25 protein-coding genes are annotated in these 23558 nt (G+C 64.8%); 6 read left to right on the top strand and 19 right to left on the bottom strand.

The genetic code is table 11. From position 1 onward, the window contains the following. Nucleotides 1-248: 248 nt before the first annotated feature. From QAZ22_RS04880 to QAZ22_RS04855, 6 genes are all read right to left on the bottom strand, one after another. The gene (locus QAZ22_RS04880; RefSeq protein ID WP_278076027.1) at nt 249-1028 is read right to left on the bottom strand and encodes a succinate dehydrogenase iron-sulfur subunit; all 780 of its coding nucleotides are present in this window, start codon (nt 1026-1028) and stop codon (nt 249-251) included. Beyond that, nucleotides 1028-1462, bottom strand: a complete 435-nt coding sequence (locus QAZ22_RS04875; protein ID WP_278205861.1) for a DUF3052 family protein — start codon at nt 1460-1462, stop codon at nt 1028-1030. Before QAZ22_RS04875 ends, QAZ22_RS04880 begins: the two co-directional genes overlap by 1 nt. A gap of 2 nt (nt 1463-1464) precedes the next feature. Continuing rightward, entirely contained in the window at nt 1465-3303 is a 1839-nt protein-coding gene (sdhA, locus tag QAZ22_RS04870; protein WP_278205860.1) for a succinate dehydrogenase flavoprotein subunit, read from the bottom strand. A 4-nt stretch (nt 3304-3307) separates the two neighbouring features. After that, a complete protein-coding gene (gene sdhD, locus QAZ22_RS04865) occupies nt 3308-3703 on the bottom strand; it encodes a succinate dehydrogenase, hydrophobic membrane anchor protein (protein ID WP_278205858.1) in 396 nt (131 codons plus the stop codon). Continuing rightward, nucleotides 3703-4125 carry a succinate dehydrogenase, cytochrome b556 subunit gene (gene sdhC, locus QAZ22_RS04860; RefSeq protein WP_278205857.1) on the bottom strand — a complete coding sequence of 141 codons (423 nt, stop codon included), beginning with the start codon at nt 4123-4125 and terminating at the stop codon, nt 3703-3705. The genes sdhD and sdhC overlap by 1 nt, the downstream gene beginning before the upstream one ends. 224 nt (nt 4126-4349) lie before the next feature. Continuing rightward, a complete protein-coding gene (locus tag QAZ22_RS04855; RefSeq protein WP_278205856.1) occupies nt 4350-4802 on the bottom strand; it encodes a hypothetical protein in 453 nt (150 codons plus the stop codon). Between the two features lie 343 nt (nt 4803-5145). On the opposite strand from QAZ22_RS04855, the gene QAZ22_RS04850 reads away from it, so the two are divergent. Further along, nucleotides 5146-5499, top strand: a complete 354-nt coding sequence (locus QAZ22_RS04850) for a hypothetical protein (RefSeq protein WP_278205855.1) — start codon at nt 5146-5148, stop codon at nt 5497-5499. Here the strand turns inward: QAZ22_RS04850 and QAZ22_RS04845 are convergent. Both QAZ22_RS04845 and QAZ22_RS04840 read right to left on the bottom strand, forming a co-directional pair. After that, entirely contained in the window at nt 5483-6685 is a 1203-nt protein-coding gene (locus tag QAZ22_RS04845; protein ID WP_278205854.1) for a GGDEF domain-containing protein, read from the bottom strand. The genes QAZ22_RS04850 and QAZ22_RS04845 overlap by 17 nt on opposite strands. Nucleotides 6686-6984: 299 nt before the next feature. After that, nucleotides 6985-8181, bottom strand: coding sequence for a GGDEF domain-containing protein (locus QAZ22_RS04840; protein ID WP_278205853.1), 1197 nt, complete (start codon nt 8179-8181; stop codon nt 6985-6987). Nucleotides 8182-8306: 125 nt separating this feature from the next. Between QAZ22_RS04840 and QAZ22_RS04835 the strand changes: the two genes are divergently transcribed. After that, entirely contained in the window at nt 8307-8621 is a 315-nt protein-coding gene (locus tag QAZ22_RS04835) for a hypothetical protein (RefSeq protein ID WP_278205852.1), read from the top strand. Nucleotides 8622-8957: 336 nt separating this feature from the next. On the opposite strand, the gene leuC is transcribed toward QAZ22_RS04835, so the two are convergent. From leuC to rplS, 8 genes are all read right to left on the bottom strand, one after another. Further along, nucleotides 8958-10367, bottom strand: a complete 1410-nt coding sequence (gene leuC / locus QAZ22_RS04830; protein WP_278205851.1) for a 3-isopropylmalate dehydratase large subunit — start codon at nt 10365-10367, stop codon at nt 8958-8960. A gap of 80 nt (nt 10368-10447) precedes the next feature. Beyond that, nucleotides 10448-10600: a hypothetical protein gene (locus tag QAZ22_RS04825; RefSeq protein WP_189523815.1), complete on the bottom strand. Its 153-nt coding sequence runs from the start codon at nt 10598-10600 to the stop codon at nt 10448-10450. 174 nt (nt 10601-10774) lie between these two features. Further along, nucleotides 10775-11410: a class I SAM-dependent methyltransferase gene (locus QAZ22_RS04820; RefSeq protein WP_278205850.1), complete on the bottom strand. Its 636-nt coding sequence runs from the start codon at nt 11408-11410 to the stop codon at nt 10775-10777. Nucleotides 11411-11472: 62 nt separating this feature from the next. Continuing rightward, nucleotides 11473-12285 (bottom strand): amino acid ABC transporter permease, encoded by an 813-nt coding sequence (locus tag QAZ22_RS04815; RefSeq protein WP_278205848.1) that lies wholly within the window; start codon nt 12283-12285, stop codon nt 11473-11475. 260 nt (nt 12286-12545) lie between these two features. Continuing rightward, nucleotides 12546-13343: a transporter substrate-binding domain-containing protein gene (locus QAZ22_RS04810; protein WP_278205846.1), complete on the bottom strand. Its 798-nt coding sequence runs from the start codon at nt 13341-13343 to the stop codon at nt 12546-12548. 171 nt (nt 13344-13514) lie between these two features. Continuing rightward, nucleotides 13515-14015: a MarR family transcriptional regulator gene (locus QAZ22_RS04805; RefSeq protein ID WP_278205845.1), complete on the bottom strand. Its 501-nt coding sequence runs from the start codon at nt 14013-14015 to the stop codon at nt 13515-13517. Next, complete coding sequence (locus tag QAZ22_RS04800; protein WP_278205844.1) at nt 14012-14446, bottom strand: organic hydroperoxide resistance protein; 435 nt, start codon at nt 14444-14446, stop codon at nt 14012-14014. The genes QAZ22_RS04805 and QAZ22_RS04800 overlap by 4 nt, the downstream gene beginning before the upstream one ends. A gap of 315 nt (nt 14447-14761) precedes the next feature. Next, nucleotides 14762-15280 (bottom strand): 50S ribosomal protein L19, encoded by a 519-nt coding sequence (rplS, locus tag QAZ22_RS04795; protein WP_278077800.1) that lies wholly within the window; start codon nt 15278-15280, stop codon nt 14762-14764. A 307-nt stretch (nt 15281-15587) separates the two neighbouring features. Here rplS and QAZ22_RS04790 point away from each other — a divergent pair, with 307 nt between their 5' ends. Continuing rightward, nucleotides 15588-16340, top strand: a complete 753-nt coding sequence (locus tag QAZ22_RS04790; RefSeq protein WP_278205842.1) for a sulfite exporter TauE/SafE family protein — start codon at nt 15588-15590, stop codon at nt 16338-16340. Here QAZ22_RS04790 and trmD read toward each other — a convergent pair. After that, the gene (gene trmD, locus QAZ22_RS04785) at nt 16322-17023 is read right to left on the bottom strand and encodes a tRNA (guanosine(37)-N1)-methyltransferase TrmD (RefSeq protein WP_278205841.1); all 702 of its coding nucleotides are present in this window, start codon (nt 17021-17023) and stop codon (nt 16322-16324) included. The genes QAZ22_RS04790 and trmD overlap by 19 nt on opposite strands. Next, nucleotides 17020-17616: a ribosome maturation factor RimM gene (gene rimM / locus QAZ22_RS04780; protein WP_278205839.1), complete on the bottom strand. Its 597-nt coding sequence runs from the start codon at nt 17614-17616 to the stop codon at nt 17020-17022. The genes trmD and rimM overlap by 4 nt, the downstream gene beginning before the upstream one ends. A gap of 196 nt (nt 17617-17812) precedes the next feature. Between rimM and QAZ22_RS04775 the strand changes: the two genes are divergently transcribed. From QAZ22_RS04775 to QAZ22_RS04765, 3 genes are all read left to right on the top strand, one after another. After that, nucleotides 17813-18751, top strand: coding sequence for a tyrosine recombinase XerC (locus QAZ22_RS04775; protein WP_278205838.1), 939 nt, complete (start codon nt 17813-17815; stop codon nt 18749-18751). A gap of 312 nt (nt 18752-19063) precedes the next feature. Next, nucleotides 19064-20128 (top strand): TraB/GumN family protein, encoded by a 1065-nt coding sequence (locus QAZ22_RS04770; protein WP_278205836.1) that lies wholly within the window; start codon nt 19064-19066, stop codon nt 20126-20128. A gap of 566 nt (nt 20129-20694) precedes the next feature. Beyond that, nucleotides 20695-21798: an IS4 family transposase gene (locus QAZ22_RS04765; RefSeq protein WP_278203250.1), complete on the top strand. Its 1104-nt coding sequence runs from the start codon at nt 20695-20697 to the stop codon at nt 21796-21798. Nucleotides 21799-22150: 352 nt separating this feature from the next. Here the strand turns inward: QAZ22_RS04765 and lpdA are convergent, their stop codons facing one another. Further along, nucleotides 22151-23557 (bottom strand): dihydrolipoyl dehydrogenase, encoded by a 1407-nt coding sequence (gene lpdA, locus QAZ22_RS04760; RefSeq protein WP_278205835.1) that lies wholly within the window; start codon nt 23555-23557, stop codon nt 22151-22153. Nucleotide 23558 lies beyond the last annotated feature (1 nt).

Raw genomic sequence — 23558 nt, 5'->3', positions numbered from 1 at the left:
CAGACATCGAAGCAGTGCTACAAGGCAGAACCTTCGAAAAGTCGGCGGGACAGCGCCCCCCTCTGTCCTGCCGGACATCTCCCCCACTTGGGGGGAGATCGGACGTCACGTCGGCTTTCGCCAATCTCCAATGTTGAAGGACGAGCGCCGCCAGCGAAACAGCCAATCTCCCCCCTTGTGGGGGAGATGTCCGGCAGGACAGAGGGGGGCGCGAAGGATCGCTGCTTACGAAGCTGAGCCGCCAGGCCTCAGACCCTTCTCTCCACCATCATCTTCTTGATCTCCGCGATCGCCTTCGCGGGATTGAGTCCCTTCGGGCAGGTCTGCGCGCAATTCATGATGGTGTGGCAGCGGTAGAGCCGGAACGGGTCTTCGAGATTGTCGAGCCGTTCGCCGGTCGCCTCGTCGCGGCTATCGATCAGCCAGCGATAGGCCTGCAGCAGCGTCGCCGGGCCGAGATAGCGCTCGCCGTTCCACCAGTAGCTCGGGCAGGAGGTCGAGCAGCAGGCGCACAGGATGCATTCATAGAGCCCGTCGAGCTTCTCGCGGTCCTCATGGCTTTGCAGCCATTCCTTGGCCGGCTCGGGCGAGACCGTCTTCAGCCACGGCTCGATCGAGGCATGCTGGGCGTAGAAATTGGTGAGGTCGGGCACCAGATCCTTGACCACCGGCATGTGCGGCAGCGGATAGACCTTGATCGCGCCTGAAATGTCGTCGCAGCCCTTGGTGCAGGCCAGCGTGTTGGAACCGTCGATGTTCATGGCGCAGGAACCGCAAATTCCCTCGCGGCAGGAGCGGCGCAGCGTCAGCGTCGGGTCGATCTTGTTCTTGATCCAGAGCAGGGCGTCGAGCACCATCGGCCCGCAATCGTCCATGTCGACGAAATAGGTGTCCATGCGCGGGTTCTCGCCGTCGTCCGGCGACCAGCGGTAGATCCGGTATTCGCGCAGGTTCGTCGCGCCCTCCGGCTTCGGCCAGGTCTTGCCCTGCTTGATCTGCGAGTTCTTCGGAAGCGTAAGTTCGACCATTACCTGCGGTCCTTTCGGATGACGAGCTTCAGCCCGGACCAGATTTCGTTCACAGCGGCGACCTTGACGTCGACGAGGTCGCGCTTTAGCGCCTCGGCGCGGACGACGTCTTCGGTGACGTCCGTCGCCACTTTCGATGCCTTCTTTGGCCAGGAGACCCAGACCATGCCGTCGCGCTTGATCGCGGTCTCGATATCGCCAAGACGATCCTCGATCTCGGCGCGCTGGCGAGTGAAGGCGTGCACGGCATCGTATTTCCCGGTGCCGGAGATTGCCGCCCATTCGGGCAATCGATCGACCTTGGCGAAGGCCATGGCCCTGGCAAGCTCGTCGAGCTCCGGCGGCAGGGCGATGAAGGCGGCGATCATGCCGTCCTTCAGGCCGAGCTTGGCCGGAAGGGGCGTGCCGGAATATCCTGCCGCCGCCGACGCCATGGTCAGTACACCCTGGCCTTCGGCGCGATCTTGGCCGGGCTGATGCCGCCGTCTTTTTCCGGCAGCAGCGTGTCGGTATGCACCGGCCGGTAGGTGAGCGTCACCTTGCCATCCTCGCTGACGCGGGCCAGCGTATGCTTGCGCCAGTTGGCGTCGTCGCGGCCGGCGAAATCTTCCCGCGCGTGCGCGCCCCGGCTCTCCTTGCGCGCCGCGGCGCCGTGGACCGTGGTGATGGCGTTCGCCATCAAATTCTCCAGCTCCAGCGTCTCGACGAGATCGGAGTTCCAGATCAACGAGCGGTCGAACACCTTGAGATCCTTGAGCTCGCCCCAGATCGCGGAAACGCGCTTGCAGCCATTGTCGAGCGATTCCTGGGTGCGGAACACCGCCGCGTCCTCCTGCATCGCCTTCTGCATCTTTTCTCGCAGTACGGCCGTCGGCGTCGAGCCGTTAGCATGGCGCAGCCGGTCGAAGCGATCCATGATCTTCTCGACCGAAGCCGCGTTGGGCGAAGGGATCGGCGAATTGCGGTCGATCACCTCGCCGGCCCTGATCGCCGCGGCGCGGCCGAAAACGACCAGATCGATCAGCGAGTTCGAGCCCAGCCGGTTGGCGCCGTGCACCGAAGCGCAGGCGGCCTCGCCCACCGCCATCAGCCCGGGCGATACGCGATCCGGGCTCCTTGCCGTCGGATTGAGCACTTCGCCCCAGTAGTTGGTCGGCACGCCGCCCATATTGTAGTGCACCGTCGGCAGCACCGGGATCGGCTCCTTGGTCAGGTCGACGCCGGCGAAGATTTTTGCCGATTCCGAAATGCCCGGAAGCCTTTCGTGCAGGACGGCCGGGTCGAGATGGTCGAGATGCAGGAAGATGTGGTCCTTCTTCGGCCCGACGCCGCGGCCTTCGCGGATCTCCAGCGTCATGCAGCGCGAGACCACGTCGCGCGAGGCAAGATCCTTGGCCGACGGCGCATAGCGCTCCATGAAGCGCTCGCCTTCGGAATTGACGAGATAGCCGCCCTCGCCGCGCGCGCCTTCGGTGATCAGGCAGCCGGCGCCATAGATGCCGGTCGGGTGGAACTGCACGAACTCCATGTCCTGCAGCGCAAGCCCGGCACGTGCGGCCATGCCGCCGCCGTCGCCGGTGCAGGTATGCGCCGAGGTGGCCGAGAAATAGGCGCGCCCATAGCCGCCGGTCGCCAGCACCACCATCTTGGCCGAGAAGCGATGGATGGTGCCGTCGTCGAGGTTCCAGGCAACGACGCCGGTGCAGGTGCCGTCAGGCTCCATGATCAGGTCGAGCGCGAAATACTCGATGAAGAACTGCGCGTTGTTCTTCAGCGACTGGCCATAGAGCGTGTGCAGCATGGCATGGCCGGTACGGTCGGCGGCCGCGCAGGTGCGTTGCACCGGCGGACCTTCGCCGAAATTCATCATCATGCCGCCGAACGGCCGCTGGTAGATCTTGCCCTCTTCCGTGCGCGAGAACGGCACGCCGTAATGCTCCAGCTCGTAGACCGCCGCAGGCGCCTCGCGCACCATGTATTCCTGCGCGTCGATGTCGCCCAGCCAGTCCGATCCCTTGACGGTGTCGAAGAGATGCCACTGCCAATTGTCCGGCCCCATATTGGCGAGCGAGGCGGCGATGCCGCCCTGGGCCGCGACGGTATGCGAGCGCGTCGGGAACACCTTGGTGATGCAGGCGGTGCGCAGTCCCTGCTCGGCCATGCCGAGCGTGGCGCGCAGGCCGGCGCCGCCGGCGCCGACGATCACCACATCGAATTTGTGATCGATAAAGGTATAGGCGGAAGCCGCTTTGGCGGTCGATGCGTCCTTGGCCAAGACTTCAGCCTCCGAATGCCAGTTTGAGCAGGGCGAAGAGCGAGGCGACGCCGACAGCCACTGTGAAGAATGTGTTGAGCGCGATCAGCGCCAGCCTCATGCCCTCGCCATGCACATAGTCCTCGATGATCACCTGCATGCCGAGCCGCATGTGGTAGAGCCCGGAAATGAGCACCAGCGCCAGCACCAGCGCCACGAAGGGATTGGCGAGCGAAGCCCGCACGTCGGCATAGCCGTGGCCGTTGACCGCTATCAGGAAGCCGACGAAGAACAGGATGAGCGGGATGTTGGCGATCGCCGTCAGCCGCTGCCGCCAGAAATGCTGCGTGCCCTCGCGGGCCGAGCCCAGGCCGCGGACCTTGGCCAGCGGCGTGCGCATGTCGGTGTTCTTCGCGCTCATCAGAAAGCTCCCCGCGCCATGTAGCCGGCGATCCAGATCAAGAGCGTGAGCACGATCGAGCCGGCGAGCGTCGCCCAGGCGATCTTCGAGGCGGTGCCTTTTTCGAGGCCCACCCCCGTGTCCCAGACGAGATGGCGCACTCCTCCCAGCATGTGGTGCATGAGCGCCCAGGTGTAGCCGAACAGGACCAGCCGGCCGAGCCAGGAGCCGAAAGCCCAGTCGACCCAGTCGAACGCGGCCTGCGAGCTTGCCGCAGCGATCAGCCATGCCGCCACCAGAAGCGTGCCGAAATAGAGCGCGCCGCCGGTGATGCGATGGATGATCGACATCGTCATCGTGATCGGCGGCCGGTAGATCGTCAGATGCGGCGAAAGCGGCCGCTCATGTCTGGCAATTGCGCGGGTGGCTGGTGATTTGCTCATGGCTCCCCCAGTTCGGCGTTCCGGAGCTGCGACAGGTGCGGCATTTGCCGTCTCCATATATGGCTTCGGATAGGCGGTTTCTAATGCGCTTTTTGCACCGCGTCAAAGCCGGAAAATCGTTTTGGAAACGTCATTTAGTCTGACAAAAAGGGGAAATTTCGCTTCAATCGATTAGCGGGCGGCGCGAAGCCGGCGCAACGTCGCTGCAGTGCGATAGGCTGAGGTTATCTTGCGCAGGTCTGCGGCGTCGACCCCTTCTTCATCACCAGCGCTTCGCGTCCGTCGATCACGATCGCGTCATGCGTCGCCGCTTGGTAGCGGCTGCTCTGGTTGGCGGGCGACGCCGCGAACTCCTCGGTCCCGCCATCCGCCCCAACCACACGCAGCGACGTGCCGAGATTCTGGATGGTGATCATGCCGCCATTGCCGCATTTGTAGGTGGCCGTTCCGACGCCGGATCGCGGCGCGGTCAAGTCGGTGATGATCTTGGTCGTGGGTGTCTTGGGCGTTGCAGCAGTTCCTGCGGCTGGCGCGGCGGGTTGCTGCGTTGGACCAGGCGAGACTGCCGGCGATACCGTGTTCGCCGCGTTCGGCGCGCCGTCCTGCGGCACGCAGGCAGCGACCGCTAAAAGCACCGGAATAACGAGCGACACCCGAACCGCGCGGTCAAACCTCATGCGCTGCCCCTTTCGTGCGCGGCACGCTAGAGCAATTCCAGGAAAAGTGGAAACGGTTTTCCGTCCGGAATTGCGTGAAAACAAAGAGATAGAGCGGGTTACCGTTTCCGGAAAACGGTGAACCGCTCCAGCCACGCGATGCGCCAAGATCAAGCTCGCCTGGAGACGATTGGATTGGCCTGGGGGGGGCGATGCGCAGAACAGCCGCCGAAATTAACCATGTTCATTAAGTTCCGGCCCTGCAGGGCGTCAGCCCCTTAACAAAGGTTAAGAAAGGGTTAATTTCTGATTCGAACCACGTTTGGGGCGCGATCCAGGGGTCGCGCGCATAAGGGAGAGCGACATGCGTTCGAAATCAGCGCGGGCAAGCTTCGCCGCCGTGACTCTGGCGGCTCTTGCCATCGCGATCGCCACGCCGGCCGAGGCAGGTCTGCGCCATCACGACCGCGTCTATGCCGATTCCTTCGGCAATCTCGTTATCGACAGCGCCGCCGGCTACAAGCGCATCATCGTCGGCCAGGGCAGGCTCGCCAAGCAGCTTTCCGACTACACCGGCGCCGGGCAGCCCGACGTGATCTACGATTCGGACGATGCCGGCGCGCCCGGCTGCTATCAGCCGCCGGTTTTCGTCAAGGGCCGCTCCTATATGTACGGGCTTTCCGACGGCGAGATGCCCAATCTCAGCCCCTGCCGTTGAACAGCACCGGACCTTGCCGCCGGCCTCGCCCGGTCGAGACCCGGACGCAGTCGCGACCGGCATTTTTGGCTGCGTAGAGCGCATCGTCGGCGCGACGAAGAAGATCTGAAAAACTCTCATCCGCGGCAAGCTCGGCAACACCGAAGCTTGCGCTGCAGCGATGATCGACGGGCAGGCCGTCGATCGGCAGAGCGCTGAACGCGCTGCGCGCACCCTCGGCGAACAGCCGCGCCGCGGCAAGATTGGTGCCGGGCAGGATGATGGCGAATTCCTCGCCGCCGATGCGGCCGGCGACATGGTGCTCGGCCGCTGCCTCGCGCAGGAAGCCCGCAAAGGTCTCGATGACGCGATCGCCGCAGGCATGACCGTAGCTGTCGTTGATGCTCTTGAAGTAGTCGAGGTCGGCAATGAGCAGCGCCACCGGAACGCCTTGGCGCACGGCGTCGCGCATCGCAAGTGCGGCATGCCGCTCGAAGCCGCGACGGTTGAAGAGCCGCGACAGCGCGTCCGTTTCCGACTTCGACGTGGCTTCGGCGAGCACGTCGCGCACCAGTATGGCGAGCGCAAGCAGCGCCACCGCCAAGCCGAACACGGTGCCGAGCGACTGTGACACCAGCGCATAGCTCGTCCCGACATAGGATTGCGGATTGGCACCCCAGCCGCCCAAAGCGCCGGCGATGAAAGGTTTCGAGGCGAACTGCGCGGCGCTCGCCGCGAGCACGAGCATCAATATGTGGTCGAGCCGCCCGAGCCTCTGCCTGGAGGACAGCACGATGCCGAGAGCGGTGAACTGCATGGCGGCATAGGGAAGCTGATAGGCCATCATGCGGGTGAGCGACTGGCGCGGCAGGTCTTGCACCAAATAGACGGCGACCGAGGACACAGCCAGGAAGAACAGCATCGGCGCCCAAGGCGGCGTCACGCCGTATTTGTGGGCAAGCCCGCCATTGAAGGCGATGGTTGCGCCGAGGAAGACGGCGAAGGCTACGACAACCGGCAGCCGGGCATCGGCAAAGGCGGGGATACTGAATTCGATGGCGAAATAGGCCATGCCAAGCACATAGCCGAAGGCCAGCCAGCGCGCCGGCACACGCCCGACGTCATAGATGGCGATCGCCATGAAGGCCGCCGCCAGAAGCCCGGCGACGAACAGATTGATCACCAGGATGAAATCAGCGCTGCCCATGTTCCTTGAGTCCCCCGGACAGAAAACCATCGACGAGCGAAAAACACGTTAACGCGGGCTATGGTGCGGAACCGCAGGCCTTGGCGATTAGCTGCAAGGCCCGTTCGGTCGTCATTCTAGGGCGGAGCAAGGAGCGGAGCGACGCGCGCAGACCCTAGAATCCATTCCGTTACTTTGGAGCGCCGCAACGGTGCAGAATCTGATGGGCTGCATTCTAAGGCAGTCGACACGGCATGGATCCTCGGGTCAAGCCCTGGGTCAAGCCCGAGGACGACGAAGTCGCGGGGGGTCAGCCCGCCTCAGCCGACGCTGACCGCTTCAGCCACGAAGACGGTTTCGGGGCGCTCGTAGGAGAGGCGGACGCTGTCGCGACCGTTCCTCTTGGCCTTGTAGAGCGCCTCGTCGGCGCGCCGCATCAGCGGCGCCAGGCCTTCATTCCCGGTGCGGGCGGCGACGCCGAAGCTCGCGGTCACCCTGACGCCGGAAGGAAGCCCGTCGATCGCGCCAGCCGAATAGTAGCTGCGGATCGCTTCGGCAAACAGGCGCGCCGAGGCGAGATCGCTGAGCGGCAGAAGGACGGCGAACTCCTCGCCGCCGATGCGGCCGGCAGCGCCCCGCGTGCCCGTGGCGAAACGCAGCTTGGCGGCGAAATCGGCAATCACCCTGTCGCCCGCCTCATGCCCGTGCCGGTCGTTCAGCGCCTTGAAATGATCGAGGTCGGCAAGCACGAGCGCAACGGGAGATCCCGCCTTGGCGCATCGATCGAGCAGAAATGCTGCCCGATCCTCGAAGCCGCGGCGATTGAGGAGCCCCGACAGCGGGTCGGTCTGGGTCTCGGCCTTCAGCGCCTTCATCACGTCGAGCGCCGCCGCCGTGAACAGACAGAGCGCGATCAGGAGCGACAAAAGCGCGTGCGACAGCAGCGCCGTCGTCCAGTAGGACGAACCGTAGAAACCGACATAGCTCGGGAACGGCCCATGCGCGATGACGACGATCAGGGTCCGGGCGGTGAAGTTCAGCGCCGAAAGCAACGACAGCACGAACAGGATCTTTTCGGTCGGCCCATTGTTGCGCACCGGCCTGAGCTCGGCCGCGACGAGCAGGCTCAAGCCGCCGAAGCCGAAATTCATGCTGAGCACGCGCCAGGTGAGATCCGGCTGGACGAACATGAACCATGCGAAGGCGGCGAGCCCGCCGCCGGTCATGATGCCGATGCCGATATAGGGCACACGCCGGCCGTAGCGGACGACGATCGCGCTGGAAAGACAGCAGGCGGCGATCGTGAAGCATATGTTGGAGATCAGCTTGGTCGCCACGACGCCGACCGGAAGCGTGAAATATTGCAGCAGGAAGCCCACGGCCGACAGGCAATAGCTCGCCGCCAGCGCCGCCAGATACGGGCGGTGGCGCTGATGAAACCACAGCACGAGGAACGCAGCGCCGAGCGCCAGCGCTATCGTGGGATTGAGCAGCGCTATGAGCAGACCGGTGTCCAAACGACTGCGACTTTCCCCAACTTTACCCAGGGGGAGATGCTAGTACGCAAGCGCAAACAAGCCGTTAAGCCAGGCTACGGAACGGCTCCGCAAGGCCGGCGTTTTCAACGAAAAGGAGAACGCCGATGGCCGGTACGATCACCCTGACCGATCACGATGCGATCCGTTCCTGGGCGGCCGCGCGCGCCGGATTTCCGGCCGTCGTCGACGTGTCGCCCGAGGCCGGAACGCAACCCATGCTGCGCCTGGTTTTTGGCCAGACCGCCTATGAAGACAACGATCGTCCGGAGCGGCCGTTCAACGCCGGCGGCTACGAATTGGTCGAATGGGACGAATGGTTCAGGATTTTCGACGAGCAGAAACTGGCGCTGGTGGTCGCCACGGACGAGCCCGGCCGACGCGAGGAGTTCCATCAGATCATCCGAAGGGGAGAGAGATAAGTTCCCTGGCGAGAAATTTCGACAGGTCGGGGTATGTTTGCGTTGGCAGGTCGCACGCCTTGGTGATTAGCCGGAACGGCCATCGCGATCGTCATCCTCGGGCGAAGCAAGGAGCGAAGCGATGCGGCGCAGACCCGAGGATCCATTCCGTGAAATACGAGCGATGCAACGGTGCAGAATTCTGCTCCGCTGCACCCTTCGATCAAGGTTACGGCATGGATCCCAGGGTCTCCGCGACGGAGCTTACGCTCCTGCTTCGCCCTGGGATGACGAGGTTGGGGCGGCTTCAGCTATTCTCCAGCGCCTGCGCTGATTTCCTGTATTCCAGGCTGGCCGTTACTTCCAGTCGCGGATGTCGACGAAGTGGCCGGCGATCGCGGCGGCTGCCGCCATGGCCGGCGACACCAGATGGGTGCGGCCCTTGAAACCTTGCCGGCCCTCGAAATTGCGGTTCGAGGTCGAGGCACAGCGCTCGTGCGGCTTCAGCCGGTCGTCGTTCATGGCCAGGCACATCGAGCAGCCAGGCTCGCGCCAGTCGAAGCCGGCGGCGACGAAGATCTTGTCGAGACCCTCGGCCTCGGCCTGTTCCTTCACCAGGCCGGAGCCCGGCACGATCATCGCATTGACGCGCGGATTGACCTTCTTGCCCTCGACCACCTTTGCGGCGGCGCGCAGGTCCTCGATGCGGCCATTGGTGCAGGAGCCGATGAAGACGCGGTCGAGCGCGATGTCGGTGATCCTGGTTCCCGGCGTCAGCCCCATATAGTCGAGCGCGCGCAGCTTCGAGGAACGCTTGTTCTCGTCGGCGATCTCTTCCGGATTGGGCACCACGCCCTGCACCGAGACGACATCCTCGGGCGAAGAGCCCCAGGAGACGATCGGCGGCAGCTTCTGCGCATCGAGCACGACCACCTTGTCGAAATGCGCGCCTTCGTCGGAATGCAGTGTCTTCCAATAAGCCATCGCCGCATCCCAGGCAGCGCCCTTCGGCGCGCGCGGCTTGTCCTTCACATAGGCGAAGGTGGTCTCGTCCGGCGCGATCAGGCCGGCCCGCGCCCCGCCCTCGATCGACATGTTGCAGATCGTCATGCGGCCTTCCATCGACAGCGAGCGGATCGCCTCGCCGGCATATTCGATGACATAGCCGGTGCCGCCGGCGGTGCCGATCTCGCCGATGATGGCGAGGATGATGTCCTTGGCGGTGACGCCTTCCGGAAGCTGGCCGTCGACGCGCACCAGCATGTTCTTGGCCTTGCGCTGGATCAGCGTCTGCGTCGCCAGCACATGTTCGACCTCCGACGTGCCGATGCCATGCGCCAGCGCTCCGAACGCGCCATGGGTGGAAGTATGGCTGTCGCCGCAGACGATGGTCATGCCCGGGAGCGTAAAACCCTGCTCCGGCCCGATGATATGGACGATGCCCTGGCGGACGTCGTTCTCGGAATAATAGTCGATGCCGAAATCCTTGGCGTTCCTGGCCAGCGCCTCGACCTGGATGCGGCTTTCCTCGTTCTTGATGCCGAACTTGCGCTCGGGCGAGGTCGGCACGTTATGGTCGACCACGGCGAGCGTCTTTTCCGGATGCCGGACTTTTCTGCCGCTCATGCGCAGGCCTTCGAAGGCCTGCGGGCTGGTGACCTCGTGGACGAGATGGCGGTCGATATAGAGCAGGCAGGTGCCGTCGTCCTGGCGGTCGACGACATGGTCGTCGAAGATCTTGTCGTAGAGGGTGCGCGGTGCGCTCATGTGCGTAAATCCGTCGATACGAGAATGGGAAAAGCTGGCGCCGGGGCTGAAAGCTGGCGAAGCGACTTGATCAGTCGGCCTCAGCTAAGTCGGCTGGTGAGCGCGCCGCAGACGCGCGCGGCAAATCGCGACGGCAGGCGCTTCCTGTCCTGCAGCACGAAACCCTTATAGGCCGGATCGCCGAAAAGCTCTTCCATGGCGGGGTAGATAGCAATGTTTTGGCTTTTCGGCAATTAGCGCAGCGCGCCCTCCTTCTCCCCTTGTGGGAGAAGGTGTCGCCGAAGGCGACGGATGAGGAGTGCTCCAGGGAATGCCAACGTCTCACTCCGCTGGAACACCCCTCATCCGTCTCGGCGCTATCGCGCCGATCCACCTTCCCCCACAAGGGGGGAAGGAAAGGCCACCGCTCACATCACCTCGAACACAAACGTCTTCACCAGCGCTTCCGGGTCGCCGATCGCGTAGCAGCGGAACCACGGGCTTTGCTCGACGAGACGCCATTTCCCTGCACGCTCCAACTCGTCGAACACCGCTTGAAACCCGCCGCTCTCGAAAACCTGGTCGCGCACGGTGAAGATGGCGTGGCCGCCGCTCTTCGTGATGCGCACCAGCTCGTGCAGGCCGGCGGCCGGCGCGTGGCCGATGGTGAAGACGCCGGTCGAGAAGAAGGCACGGAAATGCCCGTCGGGCCAGGGCAGCGGGCCGCCGAGCATCGCCTTCTTCAGCTCGTCATATGCCTGGCGGCTGCCGGCGAGCTTCAGCATGTCGTCGGAAAGGTCGAGGCCGGCGATGGCGCCATAGCCAAGCGCCTTGAGCGACGGCCCTGACAGGCCGGTGCCGCAGCCGGCGTCGAGCAACGGGCCTTCGTCCGAAGGCACGTGGCGCGCCACCCAGGCGGTGATGAGGAAAGGCAGGAGATAGCCGAGCGAGGCGGTCTCGCTGTCATAGGTCGCCGCCCATTCGGCATAGGCCTTGGCGAGCGCTTCCGGCGTCTCGGCCGTGTAGACGGAATCGAGCGCCGCATTGGCCTTGTCCAAATTCATGGGTCGGCTCCTCCCCGCCGCATGCATGCCATACCAAAAGTAGCGCGGTCTTTGCCCGACGGCTATTCCTCATGCTGCCGGCGCAGCCGCTGCTCCAGCGCCCTGAGCGCCAGCGACAGGCCGACGGTCAGGATGAGATAGATATAGGCGACGATCGAGTAGGTCTCGAAGAAGCGGAAGGAGCCGGCGGCATAGATCTTGCCGAGCTGGGTGATGTCGGCGACGCCCAGCACCGAGACCAGCGATGAATCCTTGACCATGGCGACGAAGTCGTTGCCGAGCGGCGGCAGGATGGTGCGGATCGCCTGCGGAAAGACGATCAGCCGGAAACGCTGGACGCGCGTCAGCCCGAGCGCCTTGGCCGCTTCGATCTGACCCTTCTCGACAGACTGGATGCCGGCCCTGAACACCTCCGAGATAAAGGCCGAATAGCCGATGGTCAGCGCCATGATGGCGCGCCACAGAAGCGAGATGTCGCGCACCAGAAGCTCGCCGAGGAAGCCCGCGCTTTGCAGCGGCGCCGTCAACGCGTTCCACGCCGCGACGAAGGCCGGCGCGCCGGCAAAGGCGATCCAGAACAGGAGCACCAGGATCGGCACGCCGCGGATGATCTCGACATAGAAGCGGGCGATCTGCCGCAGCCACTGCGAGCCGGACAACGCCATCAGCGCGATGCCCAGCCCGAGCGCCGAGGCCAGCGCGAAAGCAACCACCGTGACGAAGACGGTGATGCCGATGCCCTTGGCGACGGTGGCGAACACCTCGGCATAGAGGTTGCTCGCGGCGATCGCCAGCGCCGCGGCCAAGGCGAGGACGGCCGCGACCGCCAGCCACCAGGGGAATTCGGGTTTGGCGGTGGATGCGGGCGCTGGCATCAGGCGATGCAATCGCGGCCGTTTTTGCGGCGGCAGCGCTCTATGAGACCCCCCTCTGTCCTGCCGGACATCTCCCCCTCAAGGGGGGAGATTGGCAGCTTCGGCCTCACTGCCCATTCTGCAGCGTTGGAGATTGGCGAAAGCCGGCGCGACGTCCGATCTCCCCCCTTGAGGGGGAGATGCCCGGCAGGGCAGAGGGGGGTGCTCAAGCGCCAAGCCGGCGCGATTTCCTGCACAACCACTGCCGCCAGCAAAAGCGCCTACTGCCCCATCTTGTAGTCAAGGAACCACTTCTTGTTCAGCGCGTCCAGCGTGCCGTCGGCCTTGAGCGCGGCGATCGCGGCGTTGACCGGCTTCACCAGGTCGGAGCCCTTCGGGAAGATGAAGCCGAAATCCTCGGTGCCGAGCGGCCCGCCGATCAGCTTGAGCTTGCCTTCGGAGGCGTCGACATAACCCTTGCCGGCGGTGCCGTCGGTGAGCACCACGTCGACGTCGCCGGACTTCAGCGCCTGTACGGTCGCGCCAAAGGTCTCGAACAGCTTGATGCGCGGATTCTGCTCGTTGCCGTCGAGAACGCTGTAGACCGCGGTGTAGAAGGGCGTGGTGCCCGGCTGGGCGCCGATCAGCCCGTCCTTGAAGGCGCCGAAAGTCTTGGCGTCGGTGAAGCGATTTTCATCGCCGCGCACCAGCATGAACTGTTCCGAGCGCATATAGGGGTCGGAAAAGTCCACCTTCTGCTTGCGGTCATCCTTGATGGTGATGCCGGTCATGCCGATGTTGTACTGGTTGTCGGAAACCGCCTGGATCATCGCGTCCCAGGAGGTGTTCTGGTACTCGACCTTGAAGTTCAGCCGCTTGGCGATCTCGTCCATGGCGTCATATTCCCAGCCGATCTGCTTGCCGGTCTTCTTATCGATGAACTGCAGCGGCGGATAGGCGTTCTCCGTCACCACCACGACCTTCTTGCCGCCGAGATCGGGCAGCGTATCGGCGAGCGCGGCGACAGGCGCGAGAAGGCAGGCCAGCAGGCCGGCCAGAAGCAGTTTCGACTTGATCATGACAAACTCCCCGAACGTGATTGGCCGCACGATCCCGGTGCGCCAAGAGAAAAACCGGCGCCGACTTTAGCTTGCCGCAAGCGCCTTGCAAGCCGGTCCGCTGCGCATTCCCGCGTCGATGTGGATCCCAGTGCTTCCGAGAGGTGAATTCGAGAACGGACGTTGCCGGGATCAGTCCTGATCGGCGGCGGCCTCGCGCAATCCCGCGACCAGCCGGGTAAGCGTGCCGTGCAGCGCTTTGAGCTCGGTGCGTTCCAGCGGCATGCTGCAGGCAAGCGCCGCCTGGACATCCTTCATGCTGGCGCGCAGCGCCTGGCCCCTGGCGGTCGGTTCGACCAGCACCCGGCGCTCGTCGGCGGCATCGCGCCGGCGGGTGACGAGGCCGCCCGCCTCCATCCGCTTGATCAGCGGCGTCAGCGTCGCCGAATCGAGACCCAGCGCCTCGCCGAGCTCGCCGACGGTCATGGGTGAGCGCTGCCACAGCGCCAGCATCGCCAGATATTGCGGATAGGTGAGGCCGAGCGGATCGAGCAGCGGCCGGTAGAGCCTGGTCATCAGCCCGCTTGCCGAATAGAGCGCGAAGCAGAGCTGCTGGTCGAGACGCGGAACGGCAATCGTCCCGGCGGTATCCGCCGGGACATCCCCGGGTCTGGTTTCGATCTTCGTCGTCATGCCGCCTTTGCCGCAAGCGCCACCGTGGAAAGCGCCACGTCGATGTTGCCCCGGATGGCGTTGGAATAGGGGCAGACCTGGTGCGCTTCCGATACAAGCGCCTCCGCGCTCGCCTGATCAAGGCCTTTCGTCTCCGCCGCCAGCGCGACACCCAGCCTGAAGCCGCCCTGGTCGTTCGGATGGAGGCTGACGGTGGCCGTCACCGCCGCGTCCTCGAGCGGCAGCTTCTTCTTGCGCGCCACGAAGCGGATGGCGCTTTCGAAGCAAGCGGCATAGCCGACGGCGAAAAGCTGCTCGGGATTGGTGGCGCCACCCTGCCCGCCGAGCTCCTTCGGCATCGCCAGATCGAGTTTGAGTAGACCGTCGCTGGTCTCGGCATGGCCCGCGCGGCCACCGACGACGCGAGCCTGGGTAGTGTAGAGTGCGGACATATCGATCTCCATATATCTTGTACGCGATTATTTAGTGTACAAGCTAAACGGCTGTCAACCTGTCTTCGTCATCCACGGGCGGAGCAAGGAGCGAAGCGACGCAGCGCAGACCCGAGGATCCATGCCGTGACTTCGAAACGCCGCAACGGTGCAGAATTCTGCTCCGCTGCACTCTACGATCATGGTCACGGAATGGATTCCAGGGTCTCCGCGACGGAGCTTCGCTGCTGCTTCGCCCTGGAATGACGACGTTGGGTACCGCACAATGAAAAGGCGGCCGAAGCCGCCTTTCCAAAACATGTCTGTTGAAGAACCTTACTCGGCCGACGCGGACTCGGCGGCCTTCTTCTCGGCGGCGTCCTGCGCGGCCTTCTCGACGGCCAGCGCCTCGGCGGCGGCGACCTTCTCGGCCTCGATGCGGGCGCGTTCGGCGTTCAGCGCGTCGCGCTCTTCATCGTTCAGCTTGCGGGCGCGCACGCCGGTGTTTTCCGAAATACGGGCCGACTTGCCGCGACGGTCGCGCAGGTAATAGAGCTTGGCGCGGCGCACCTTGCCGCGGCGCACGATCTCGACGCCCTCGACCATCGGCGAGTAGACGGGGAAAACGCGCTCGACGCCTTCGCCGTAGGAAATCTTGCGGACGGTGAAATTCTCCTGGAAGCCGGAGCCGGAGCGGGCGATGACGACGCCCTCATAAGCCTGGACGCGGGTGCGGCTGCCCTCGGTGACGCGCACCTGGACGCGCACGGTGTCGCCGGGCTGGAATTCGGGAAGCTTGCGCTTGGCTTCGATCTTGGCGGCCTGCTCGGCCTCGAGCTGACGGATGAGATCCATCTCAAATATCCACTTCTTGTTCTTCCGACAGTCAGAGCGTCCTCGGCTCGCCTTGCAGTTCCAATGACCGCTCGGCTATGCCCTTTGCCGCAGGCATTGGGCAGGGACGGCTACACCGCCATTGTTGACGGGTCCAGAAGATCGTTCTTCCGGTTCGGACGGCGACATACAGCTATTTCGCCGCTTTGTCACGCCTTTGAGGCGTATTTTTTGCGGCCATGGCACCATCTTATTGCCGCCCTGCCGGGTTGCGCGAAGCCAGCGAGCTTTCTAAGCCGGAAAAGTGATCTTTCTGGGCCTCCCCTCAATGACGTTCTTCGATGCCGTCCTGCTCTTCCTCGCGGGTTTTGCCTCGGGCGCCGCCAACGCGGTCGCCGGCGGCGGCACCTTCCTCACCTTCGGCGCCATGACGCTGGTCGGCCTGCCGCCGATCGTCGCCAACGCCACCTCCTCGGTGACGCAGCTGCCGGGTTACATCACCTCGACGCTCGCCTATTGGACCGATATCCGGCATTTCTGGCGCGGCGCCCTGCTGCTTTGCCTGATCTCGGCTGGCGGTGCGCTGGCCGGTTCGCTCATCCTTCTGGCGCTCGACAATCCATCGTTCCGGGCCCTGGTGCCGTGGCTGCTCATCGCCGCCACCGCCCTGTTTGCCGCCGGGCCATGGCTGAAGCCGGCGGCCGGGCCGGAGCATCAGGCCTCGGTCGGCTCGCTTGCCGGTTCGCTCGCTCAGTTCGCAACCGCGGTCTATGGCGGCTTCTTCGGCGCCGGCATGGGCGTGATGATGCTGGCCACCCTCGGCATCACCCAGGCCGGCGACTATCACCGCCTGAACGCGTTGAAGAACATGCTGTCCATCGTGATCGCGATTGTCGCCATCCTGGTTTTCGTTTCCGGAGGCGTCGTCGCCTGGCCGCAGGCGATCGTCATGATCCCGGGCGTGGCGCTTGGCGGCTATGCCGGGGTGTGGATGGCCAAGCGCGTGCCGCAAGGCGTCGTGCGCGGCTTCGTCGTCGCCGTCGGCCTGCTTTTGGCCTTCTACTATTTTACCAAGGGTTGACCTGGCGCCAGCAGATCCGGCCGCCGTTCCCTGGTCAGCTTCTCGGCCGCGGCGCGCCGCCATTCCGCGATCCTCTTGTGATTTCCGGAAATCAGCACGTCCGGGATCGGCCTGCCCTCGAATTCCTGCGGCCGTGTGTAGTGCGGATGCTCGAGCAGGCCGTTCTCGAAACTTTCCTCCTCGCCGGAGACGGCGTTGCCCATGACGCCGGGCAAGAGCCGAACCACGGCGTCGAGCAGCACCAGCGCCGCCGGCTCGCCGCCCGACAGGATGAAATCGCCGATCGAGACTTCTTCCAGGCTGCGCGCTTCGATCAGCCGCTGGTCGACGCCCTCGAAGCGGCCGCAAAGGATGACGGCGCCCGGCCCGGCGGCCAGGTCCCGCACCCGGGACTGCGTGAGCGGCCTGCCGCGCGGGCTCATCAAAAGACGCGGACGCGGATCGCCCGGCGGCGAGGCGTAGTCGATGGCCTTGGCCAGCACGTCGGCGCGCATCACCATGCCGGCGCCGCCGCCGGCCGGCGTGTCGTCGACGGTACGGTGCCTGTCGGTGGCGAAGTCGCGGATCTGTATCGCCTCCAGCGACCAGGTGCCGGTTTCCAGCGCGCGGCCGGCGAGCGACAGGCCGAGCGCGCCCGGAAACATTTCGGGATAGAGCGTCAGCACCGAGGCGGCAAAGCTCACCGGTTGCCCCCGGCATCCTTCGGTCCGCGCGGCCTGCCCTTCGGATCGAAGTCGGAATGGCCCGGCGCCTCGCTCTCCTCGTCGTCGACCAGCCCCGCCGCCAGCGGATCGACCTGGACGAAACCGTCGGCGATCGACACATGCGGCACGGCGGCTTGCGTGAACGGGATCAGGACGCCCTTGCGGCCGGCGAGCGTGACGTCGAGTATGTCGCCGCCGCCAAAATTGTGAACGGCGACAACCCTGCCGATGGCCCCGGTTTCGTCCCTGACCTCCAGGCCGATGAGGTCGGCATGGTAGAACTCGTCCTCCTCGCCATCGTCCGGCAGCACCGAACGGTCGACGAACAGTTCGGTGCCGGCAAGCGCCTCCGCGGCGTTGCGGTCGTTGACCCCCTTGAGGCGCACCACGACCACCGTGCCGGCCGGCCTGATATCGAGGATCTGGAAGGCGCGGCCATCCTTGGCGTAGAGCGGCCCGTAATCGGCCAGCGCCAGCGGATCGCCGGTGAAGGTCTTCACCCGCAATTCGCCCTTGATGCCGTGCGCGGCACCGATCACAGCCATCTGTACGGGGTTCTGGAGCTTGGACATCGGCGGATCCTTTGCCTTGCTCTAGAGCAATTCCAGGAAAAGTGTGTAACGGTTTTCCGGTCGGAATTGCGAAAAAACAATAGCTGGAGCAGTTCAGCGATTTTACCAATCGCTGAACTGCTCTAACGCCCTCAAGTCGCCATTTCAATGATCGCCTCTTCACCGCTTCCTAACCTGCCGGGCGGAAAATGCGGCCATGCAGGAATTCCTCATCCCGGCAAAGCCCGACCTTCAGGCGGCGCGCGAAACCTGGCTGAAGACGCTGGCGCGCGAGCGCCGGCTCTCGCCGGAGACGGTCGAAGCCTATGGGCGCGACACGCGCCAGTTCCTGCATTTTTTGACGGCACATTGCGGCGGCCCGCCCGGCATCGCCGACATCGCCGACCTGCGGCCTGCCGATCTGCGCGGCTTCCTCGCCGCGCGCCGCAACGACGGCGCCGGCGCCCGCACGCTCGGCCGCGGCCTGGCGGGCATCCGTTCGCTGCTGCGCTTTCTCGAAAAGCGCGGTCTCGCCAACGCGGCAGGTGCGGCAGCGCTGCGCGCGCCGCGTCAGCCGAAATCGCTGCCCAAGCCGCTGACCGCGAGCGATGCGAAACAGGTCGTGGCCGTGGAAGGCCAGTTGGCGGAAGAGCCATGGATCGCCGCCCGCAACGCCGCCGTGCTGACGCTGCTCTATGGTTCCGGCCTGCGCATCTCGGAAGCGCTCGGCCTGACCGGCGCCGATCTCGCCACGGAAACCGAAACCGTGCTGCGCATCACCGGCAAGGGCGGCAAGACAAGGCTGGTGCCGGTGCTGCCGGTGGCGTCACGTGCGGTCGCCGAATACCGGCGGCTCTGTCCCTTCCATATCGATCCGAAGGAGCTGCTGTTCCGCGGCGCCCGCGGCGGACCGCTCAACCCGGCGATCCTGCAGCGCGAGATGGCGAAGCTGCGCTCGGCGCTGAACCTGCCGGACACCGCCACGCCGCATGCCTTGCGCCATTCCTTCGCCACGCATCTGCTTGGCCGCGGCGGCGACCTGCGCACCATCCAGGAACTGCTCGGCCATGCCAGCCTGTCGACCACGCAGGTCTATACGGGCGTCGACACTGCAAGGCTGCTGGATATCTACGAATCCGCTCATCCAAGGGCATGAACCCAGACTTCGTCATATCAGGGCGAAGCAGGAGCGGAGCTCCGTCGCGGAGACCCTGGTATCCATGCCATGACCTCGACGCTTCGCAACGGTGTAGGATTCTGCATCGTCGCATTCCACGGCTCACGTCTCGGAATGGATCCTCGGGTCTGCGCGGCGTCGCTTCGCTCCTTGCTCCGCCCGTGGATGACGACCCCGATGGGCGTTTCCGCTTACCATAAGGGGTATTCCATCCGACAGCTCACCACGCCGGGAACAATTTCATTCCGCCGATTAACGGTTTTGCCGCTTTTGGCGGTTAAGAAGCTCCTCATGAAACGCGTCATCGCCATCGCCGACCGCGCGGCTCTCGTCTCGTTGAAGCTGCTTGCAGCACTCAACGTGCTGTTTTTCCTGTCATTCCTCGTCGTCCTGCTGCTGGCCGGCAGGGCGCATGCCGAAGCTCCCGCCTGCGCCGGCACCGATCTGCTGGCAGGTCTTGCAAAGAGCGATCCCGCCGCCTTCGAGAAGGTCGAGGCCGAGGCGGCCGCCGTTCCGAACGGCAAGAGCCTGTTGTGGAAGCTGGAGAAACCGGGCGAAACGCCGTCCTATCTCTTCGGCACCATGCATATGACCGACGCGCGCGTCACCACGCTGCCGGCCGCCGCGCGGAAGGCCTATGACGGCGCCGGCACCATCATCATCGAAACCACCGACGCCCTCGACAAGGCCAAGATGATGGCCGCCATGGCCGCCGAGCCCGGCCTGATGATGTTCACCGACAACACGACGCTGTCCTCGCTGCTGTCGCCGGAAGACGCGGCCGTGCTGAACAAGGGGCTCGACGCACGCGGCATCCCGCCCCTGACCGTCGCCAAGATGAAGCCATGGATCCTGTCGGCCATGGTGGCATTGCCGGCTTGCGAGGTGGCACGCCAGGCAGCCGGCGCGCCGGTGCTGGACGTCAAGCTGGCCTCCGACGCCAAGGCGTCGGGAAAGGACGTCGAGGGACTGGAAACCGCCGCCGACCAATTGCGCGCCATGGCCTCGCTGCCGCTTTCGTACCACATGAAGGGGCTGGTCGAGACGCTGAAGCTCGGCGACAAGGTGAACGACGTCAACGAGACGATGATCGTGCTCTACCAGCGCGGCGAGGTCGGCATGTTCTGGCCGCTGTTCCGCGCCGTGCTGCCTGATGCCGGGAACGACCAGGCCGACTATGCCGCTTTCGAGCAGACCATGATCACCAGCCGCAATAAGGTGATGGTCGACCACGCCATGCCGATTCTGGCCAAGGGCAATGCCTTCATGGCGGTCGGCGCGCTGCATCTGCCCGGTCCTGACGGACTGGTCGAAGATTTCCGCAAGGCGGGGTATACTGTTACCGCCGTCAACTGAGTCGTCTGGCGGCTGGCGGACTGAAAACGCCGGTTTTTCAGCGCTTTCCGCCCGCCCGCGTGAAACCCAATTCAGGGTTGCGCGTTTGATGGCTGTTGATTGAAGCCTTTCTTTCCAAGGAGGACACGTTTCATGGCGAACCCTAACGACCCCTTCACCCCTCCGAGCACCCCTCCCTCGTCGGGTGGCGGCGGCAGCGGGTGGCTGATCGCCCTTGTTGTCATTATCCTGGCCATCGTTGCGTATTATGTTTTTGGCAGAAGCGGCGGCGAAAAGGCCCCGGCGCCCGCCGAGCCGCCGGCCGCCACCACGCCGGCCCCGGCCCCTGAACCGGCGCCCGCAACACCTGCTCCGGCGCCCGCGCCAGCCCCGGCTCCGGCTCCGGCACCTGCGCCTGCTCCAGCACCTGCGCCGGCTCAATAACAAGCTACAGCTCAACGACAAACGGCCCGCCAAAAGGCGGGCCGTTTTGTTTCGGGTAACCGCGCCTTCGTCATCCTCGGGCTTCGCCCCATAGGCGCTAACTTAGGCTTGACGGTGATCGTGGTGAGTGATTCACCGTGGTCATGAGCGATTCGCTGCAAGCCTTGGATTGGGACGAGCTGGTCGGACGATTGGGCTCGGCGGAAGAGTTGGAGACCAGCGCGCGGGAGGCTGGGGCGCTGCTGCGCAAACGGCAGGTGGCTAGCGCTGCTGACCTGCTGCGGCTGTGTTTTGCCTATGTGCTGGGTCGCTTCTCGCTTCGGATGCTGGCTGGTTGGGCCGAGCAGCGGGGAGTGGCGTCGATGTCGGACGTGGCGATGCTGAAGCGTCTGAAGGCCAGTGCTGATTGGGTGGGCGGCCTGGTTTCGGAATTGCTTGCCGAGCGCTGCCCCGAAGCCTTCGCCGGCTTGTACGGAGGCCTGCGGATGATGGCGGTGGACGCCACGGTAGTTGCGCCGCCTGGTCCCAAGCGGGTCTATTGGATGGTGCACACGGTGTTTGATCTTGCAACGCTGAAGCTCTGTTCGGTGGAGGTCACGGATCGCCATGAAGCCGAGCGGCTGTCGCGCGGCGCCAGGGCCGGAGAGCTTCGGATCGCCGACCGTGCCCACGCCAAGGCCGACGATCTGGCTCGGGTAATCGAGGCAGGGGCTGATTTTCTGGTTCGTGCCCCTTCAAACTATCCACGCCTGCTGGATGGCCAAGGCCGGCTATTGGATCGCTTGGCGCTGTGCCGTGAAGCGGGCAAGAAGGGCGTGCTCGATCTTTCGGTGGGCGTCCAGGACGGCAAGTCCAGGGTCGCGATACCCGCTCGGGTGGTGATCCTGCCCATGCCGCCCGAGGCGGCTGAGAAGGCCAGACGAGCGGCGCGCCGTTTGGCGGCCAAGGCGAGATACAAACCCAGCCAGGCCGGCATCGAGATGGCCGGCTATCTGGTGCTGTTGACATCGCTGCCGCCGGATGACTGGCCGCCTGAGCGGCTCGCCTCGACCTATCGTCTGCGATGGCAGATCGAGCTGGCGTTCAAACGCATGAAGTCGCTGGTGGGTCTGGAAGATCTCCGCGCAAAGGATCCCGACCTGGCTCGCCTGTGGATCAACACCGCTCTGCTGGCCGCCCTGCTGGCCGAAGATGACCTGCCGGCCCTCGATCCCGAGGCGCCGGACTCTCTCCCCCTGGCCGCCTGAACCGATCCGCCCTGCCGATCTGGCGTCTCGTGGCCTTGGCAATCTCCAACATCTCGATGGCTGTATTACTGGGGCCTACCAGGTTGATCTCCCTCGACCTGCTGCTCCACCGCTTGCGCGAACCACCCCGACGACGACGCGCCATCGCACATCGATTGCTAAGTTAGCGCCTATGGGGCTTGACCCGAGGATCCATGCCGAAACCGTTGCCGCAGAGCGCAACAGCGCAAAATTACGCAACCGTTGCAACGCCTTAGCGTCACGGCATGGATCCTAGGGTCTACGCGCGTCGCTTCGCTCCTTGCTTCGCCCTAGGATGACGAAAGCAGTGGAGGTTCGGCGCCAAGCGCAGCTAAATATGGATAGGCTTGAAGAACGTCGCCAGCGCCGCTTCCTTCACCGCTTCCGACATGGTCGGGTGCGCATGGCAGGTGCGGGCGAGGTCCTCCGAGGAGCCGCCGAATTCCATCAGCACTGCCGCTTCGTGGATCATCTCGCCGGCGCCGAAGCCGACGATATGGACGCCGAGCACGCGGTCGCTTGCCTTGTCGGCAAGGATCTTCACGAAGCCGTCGGTGTGCAGCATGGCGCGCGCGCGGCCATTGGCGCTGAACGGGAATTTGCCGACCTTGTAGTCGATGCCGGCCTTCTTCAGCTCTTCCTCGGTCTTGCCGACGGAGGCGATTTCCGGGCTGGTATAAACGACGCTCGGGATGACGTCATAGTTCACGTGGCCGGCCTGGCCGGCGATCATCTCGGCCACCGCCACGCCCTCGTCCTCGGCCTTATGCGCCAGCATCGGTCCGGCGATGACGTCGCCGATGGCATAGATGCCGGGCACGCTGGTCCTGAGATGCCCGTCGGTCTTGACCCGGCCGCGCTCGTCCGTTTCGACGCCCGCTTCCTTCAGTCCCAGGCTGTCGGCGTAGGGGCGGCGCCCGGCCGCGACCAGCACGACATCGGCCTCGATGGTTTCCGCCGCGCCGCCCTTGACCGGCTCGAAGGTCACGCTGGCGCCCTTCTTGGACTTGGCGACGCCGGTGACCTTGGCCCCTAACTTGAACTCGAAACCCTGCTTGGACAGCAGCCGCTGGAACTGCTTCGAGACCTCGCCGTCCATGCCGCCGAGGATGGTGTCGAGGAACTCGACGACCGTGACCTTGGCGCCGAGCCTGGCCCACACCGAGCCGAGCTCCAGCCCGATGACGCCGCCGCCGACCACCACGAGGCTGGCGGGCACCTTGGCCAGCGACAGCGCGCCGGTCGAGGACACGACCACCTTCTCGTCGAAGTCGACCTTGACGCCCGGAATGCCGGCGACGTCGGAGCCGGTGGCAATCACGATGTTCTTGGTCTCGATCTCCTCGACCTTGCCGTCGTCGCCCGTCACCGACACCTTGCCGGCGCCGATCACCTTGCCGGTGCCGCGGAAACTGTCGATCTTGTTCTTCTTGAACAGGAAGGCGACGCCGCTGACGTTCGAGGCCACGGTCGCATCCTTGTGCGCCAGCATCTTCTTGAGGTTGAGCTTCGGCGCGCCGACCTCGACGCCCAGCGTGTCGAAGGCATGCGCAGCTTCGGCGAACATCTCGGAGGCGTGGAGCAGCGCCTTCGACGGGATGCAGCCGATGTTGAGGCAGGTGCCGCCGAAGGTGGCGTTCTTCTCGACCACCGCCGTCTTCAGGCCAAGCTGCGCCGCCTTGATGGCGCAAACATAGCCGCCCGGCCCCGATCCGATGATTACGACGTCATAAGCCATG

Origin of the sequence: Mesorhizobium sp. WSM4906, assembly GCF_029674625.1 — a bacterium.
Classification (GTDB): domain Bacteria; phylum Pseudomonadota; class Alphaproteobacteria; order Rhizobiales; family Rhizobiaceae; genus Mesorhizobium.
Note: the sequence above shows the minus strand (reverse complement) of the source record. Positions and strands in the feature narration are given on the sequence as shown.

Coding starts and splice junctions, on each gene's coding strand:
- QAZ22_RS04880 (WP_278076027.1), bottom strand. CDS start 1,028: ATGGTCGAACTTACGCTTCCGAAGAACTCGCAGATCAAGCAGGGCAAG.
- QAZ22_RS04875 (WP_278205861.1), bottom strand. CDS start 1,462: ATGGCGTCGGCGGCGGCAGGATATTCCGGCACGCCCCTTCCGGCCAAG.
- sdhD (WP_278205858.1), bottom strand. CDS start 3,703: ATGAGCGCGAAGAACACCGACATGCGCACGCCGCTGGCCAAGGTCCGC.
- sdhC (WP_278205857.1), bottom strand. CDS start 4,125: ATGAGCAAATCACCAGCCACCCGCGCAATTGCCAGACATGAGCGGCCG.
- QAZ22_RS04855 (WP_278205856.1), bottom strand. CDS start 4,802: ATGAGGTTTGACCGCGCGGTTCGGGTGTCGCTCGTTATTCCGGTGCTT.
- QAZ22_RS04850 (WP_278205855.1), top strand. CDS start 5,146: ATGCGTTCGAAATCAGCGCGGGCAAGCTTCGCCGCCGTGACTCTGGCG.
- QAZ22_RS04845 (WP_278205854.1), bottom strand. CDS start 6,685: ATGGGCAGCGCTGATTTCATCCTGGTGATCAATCTGTTCGTCGCCGGG.
- QAZ22_RS04835 (WP_278205852.1), top strand. CDS start 8,307: ATGGCCGGTACGATCACCCTGACCGATCACGATGCGATCCGTTCCTGG.
- leuC (WP_278205851.1), bottom strand. CDS start 10,367: ATGAGCGCACCGCGCACCCTCTACGACAAGATCTTCGACGACCATGTC.
- QAZ22_RS04820 (WP_278205850.1), bottom strand. CDS start 11,410: ATGAATTTGGACAAGGCCAATGCGGCGCTCGATTCCGTCTACACGGCC.
- QAZ22_RS04815 (WP_278205848.1), bottom strand. CDS start 12,285: ATGCCAGCGCCCGCATCCACCGCCAAACCCGAATTCCCCTGGTGGCTG.
- QAZ22_RS04810 (WP_278205846.1), bottom strand. CDS start 13,343: ATGATCAAGTCGAAACTGCTTCTGGCCGGCCTGCTGGCCTGCCTTCTC.
- QAZ22_RS04805 (WP_278205845.1), bottom strand. CDS start 14,015: ATGACGACGAAGATCGAAACCAGACCCGGGGATGTCCCGGCGGATACC.
- QAZ22_RS04800 (WP_278205844.1), bottom strand. CDS start 14,446: ATGTCCGCACTCTACACTACCCAGGCTCGCGTCGTCGGTGGCCGCGCG.
- rplS (WP_278077800.1), bottom strand. CDS start 15,280: ATGGATCTCATCCGTCAGCTCGAGGCCGAGCAGGCCGCCAAGATCGAA.
- QAZ22_RS04790 (WP_278205842.1), top strand. CDS start 15,588: ATGACGTTCTTCGATGCCGTCCTGCTCTTCCTCGCGGGTTTTGCCTCG.
- rimM (WP_278205839.1), bottom strand. CDS start 17,616: ATGTCCAAGCTCCAGAACCCCGTACAGATGGCTGTGATCGGTGCCGCG.
- QAZ22_RS04775 (WP_278205838.1), top strand. CDS start 17,813: ATGCAGGAATTCCTCATCCCGGCAAAGCCCGACCTTCAGGCGGCGCGC.
- QAZ22_RS04770 (WP_278205836.1), top strand. CDS start 19,064: ATGAAACGCGTCATCGCCATCGCCGACCGCGCGGCTCTCGTCTCGTTG.
- QAZ22_RS04765 (WP_278203250.1), top strand. CDS start 20,695: ATGAGCGATTCGCTGCAAGCCTTGGATTGGGACGAGCTGGTCGGACGA.
- lpdA (WP_278205835.1), bottom strand. CDS start 23,557: ATGGCTTATGACGTCGTAATCATCGGATCGGGGCCGGGCGGCTATGTT.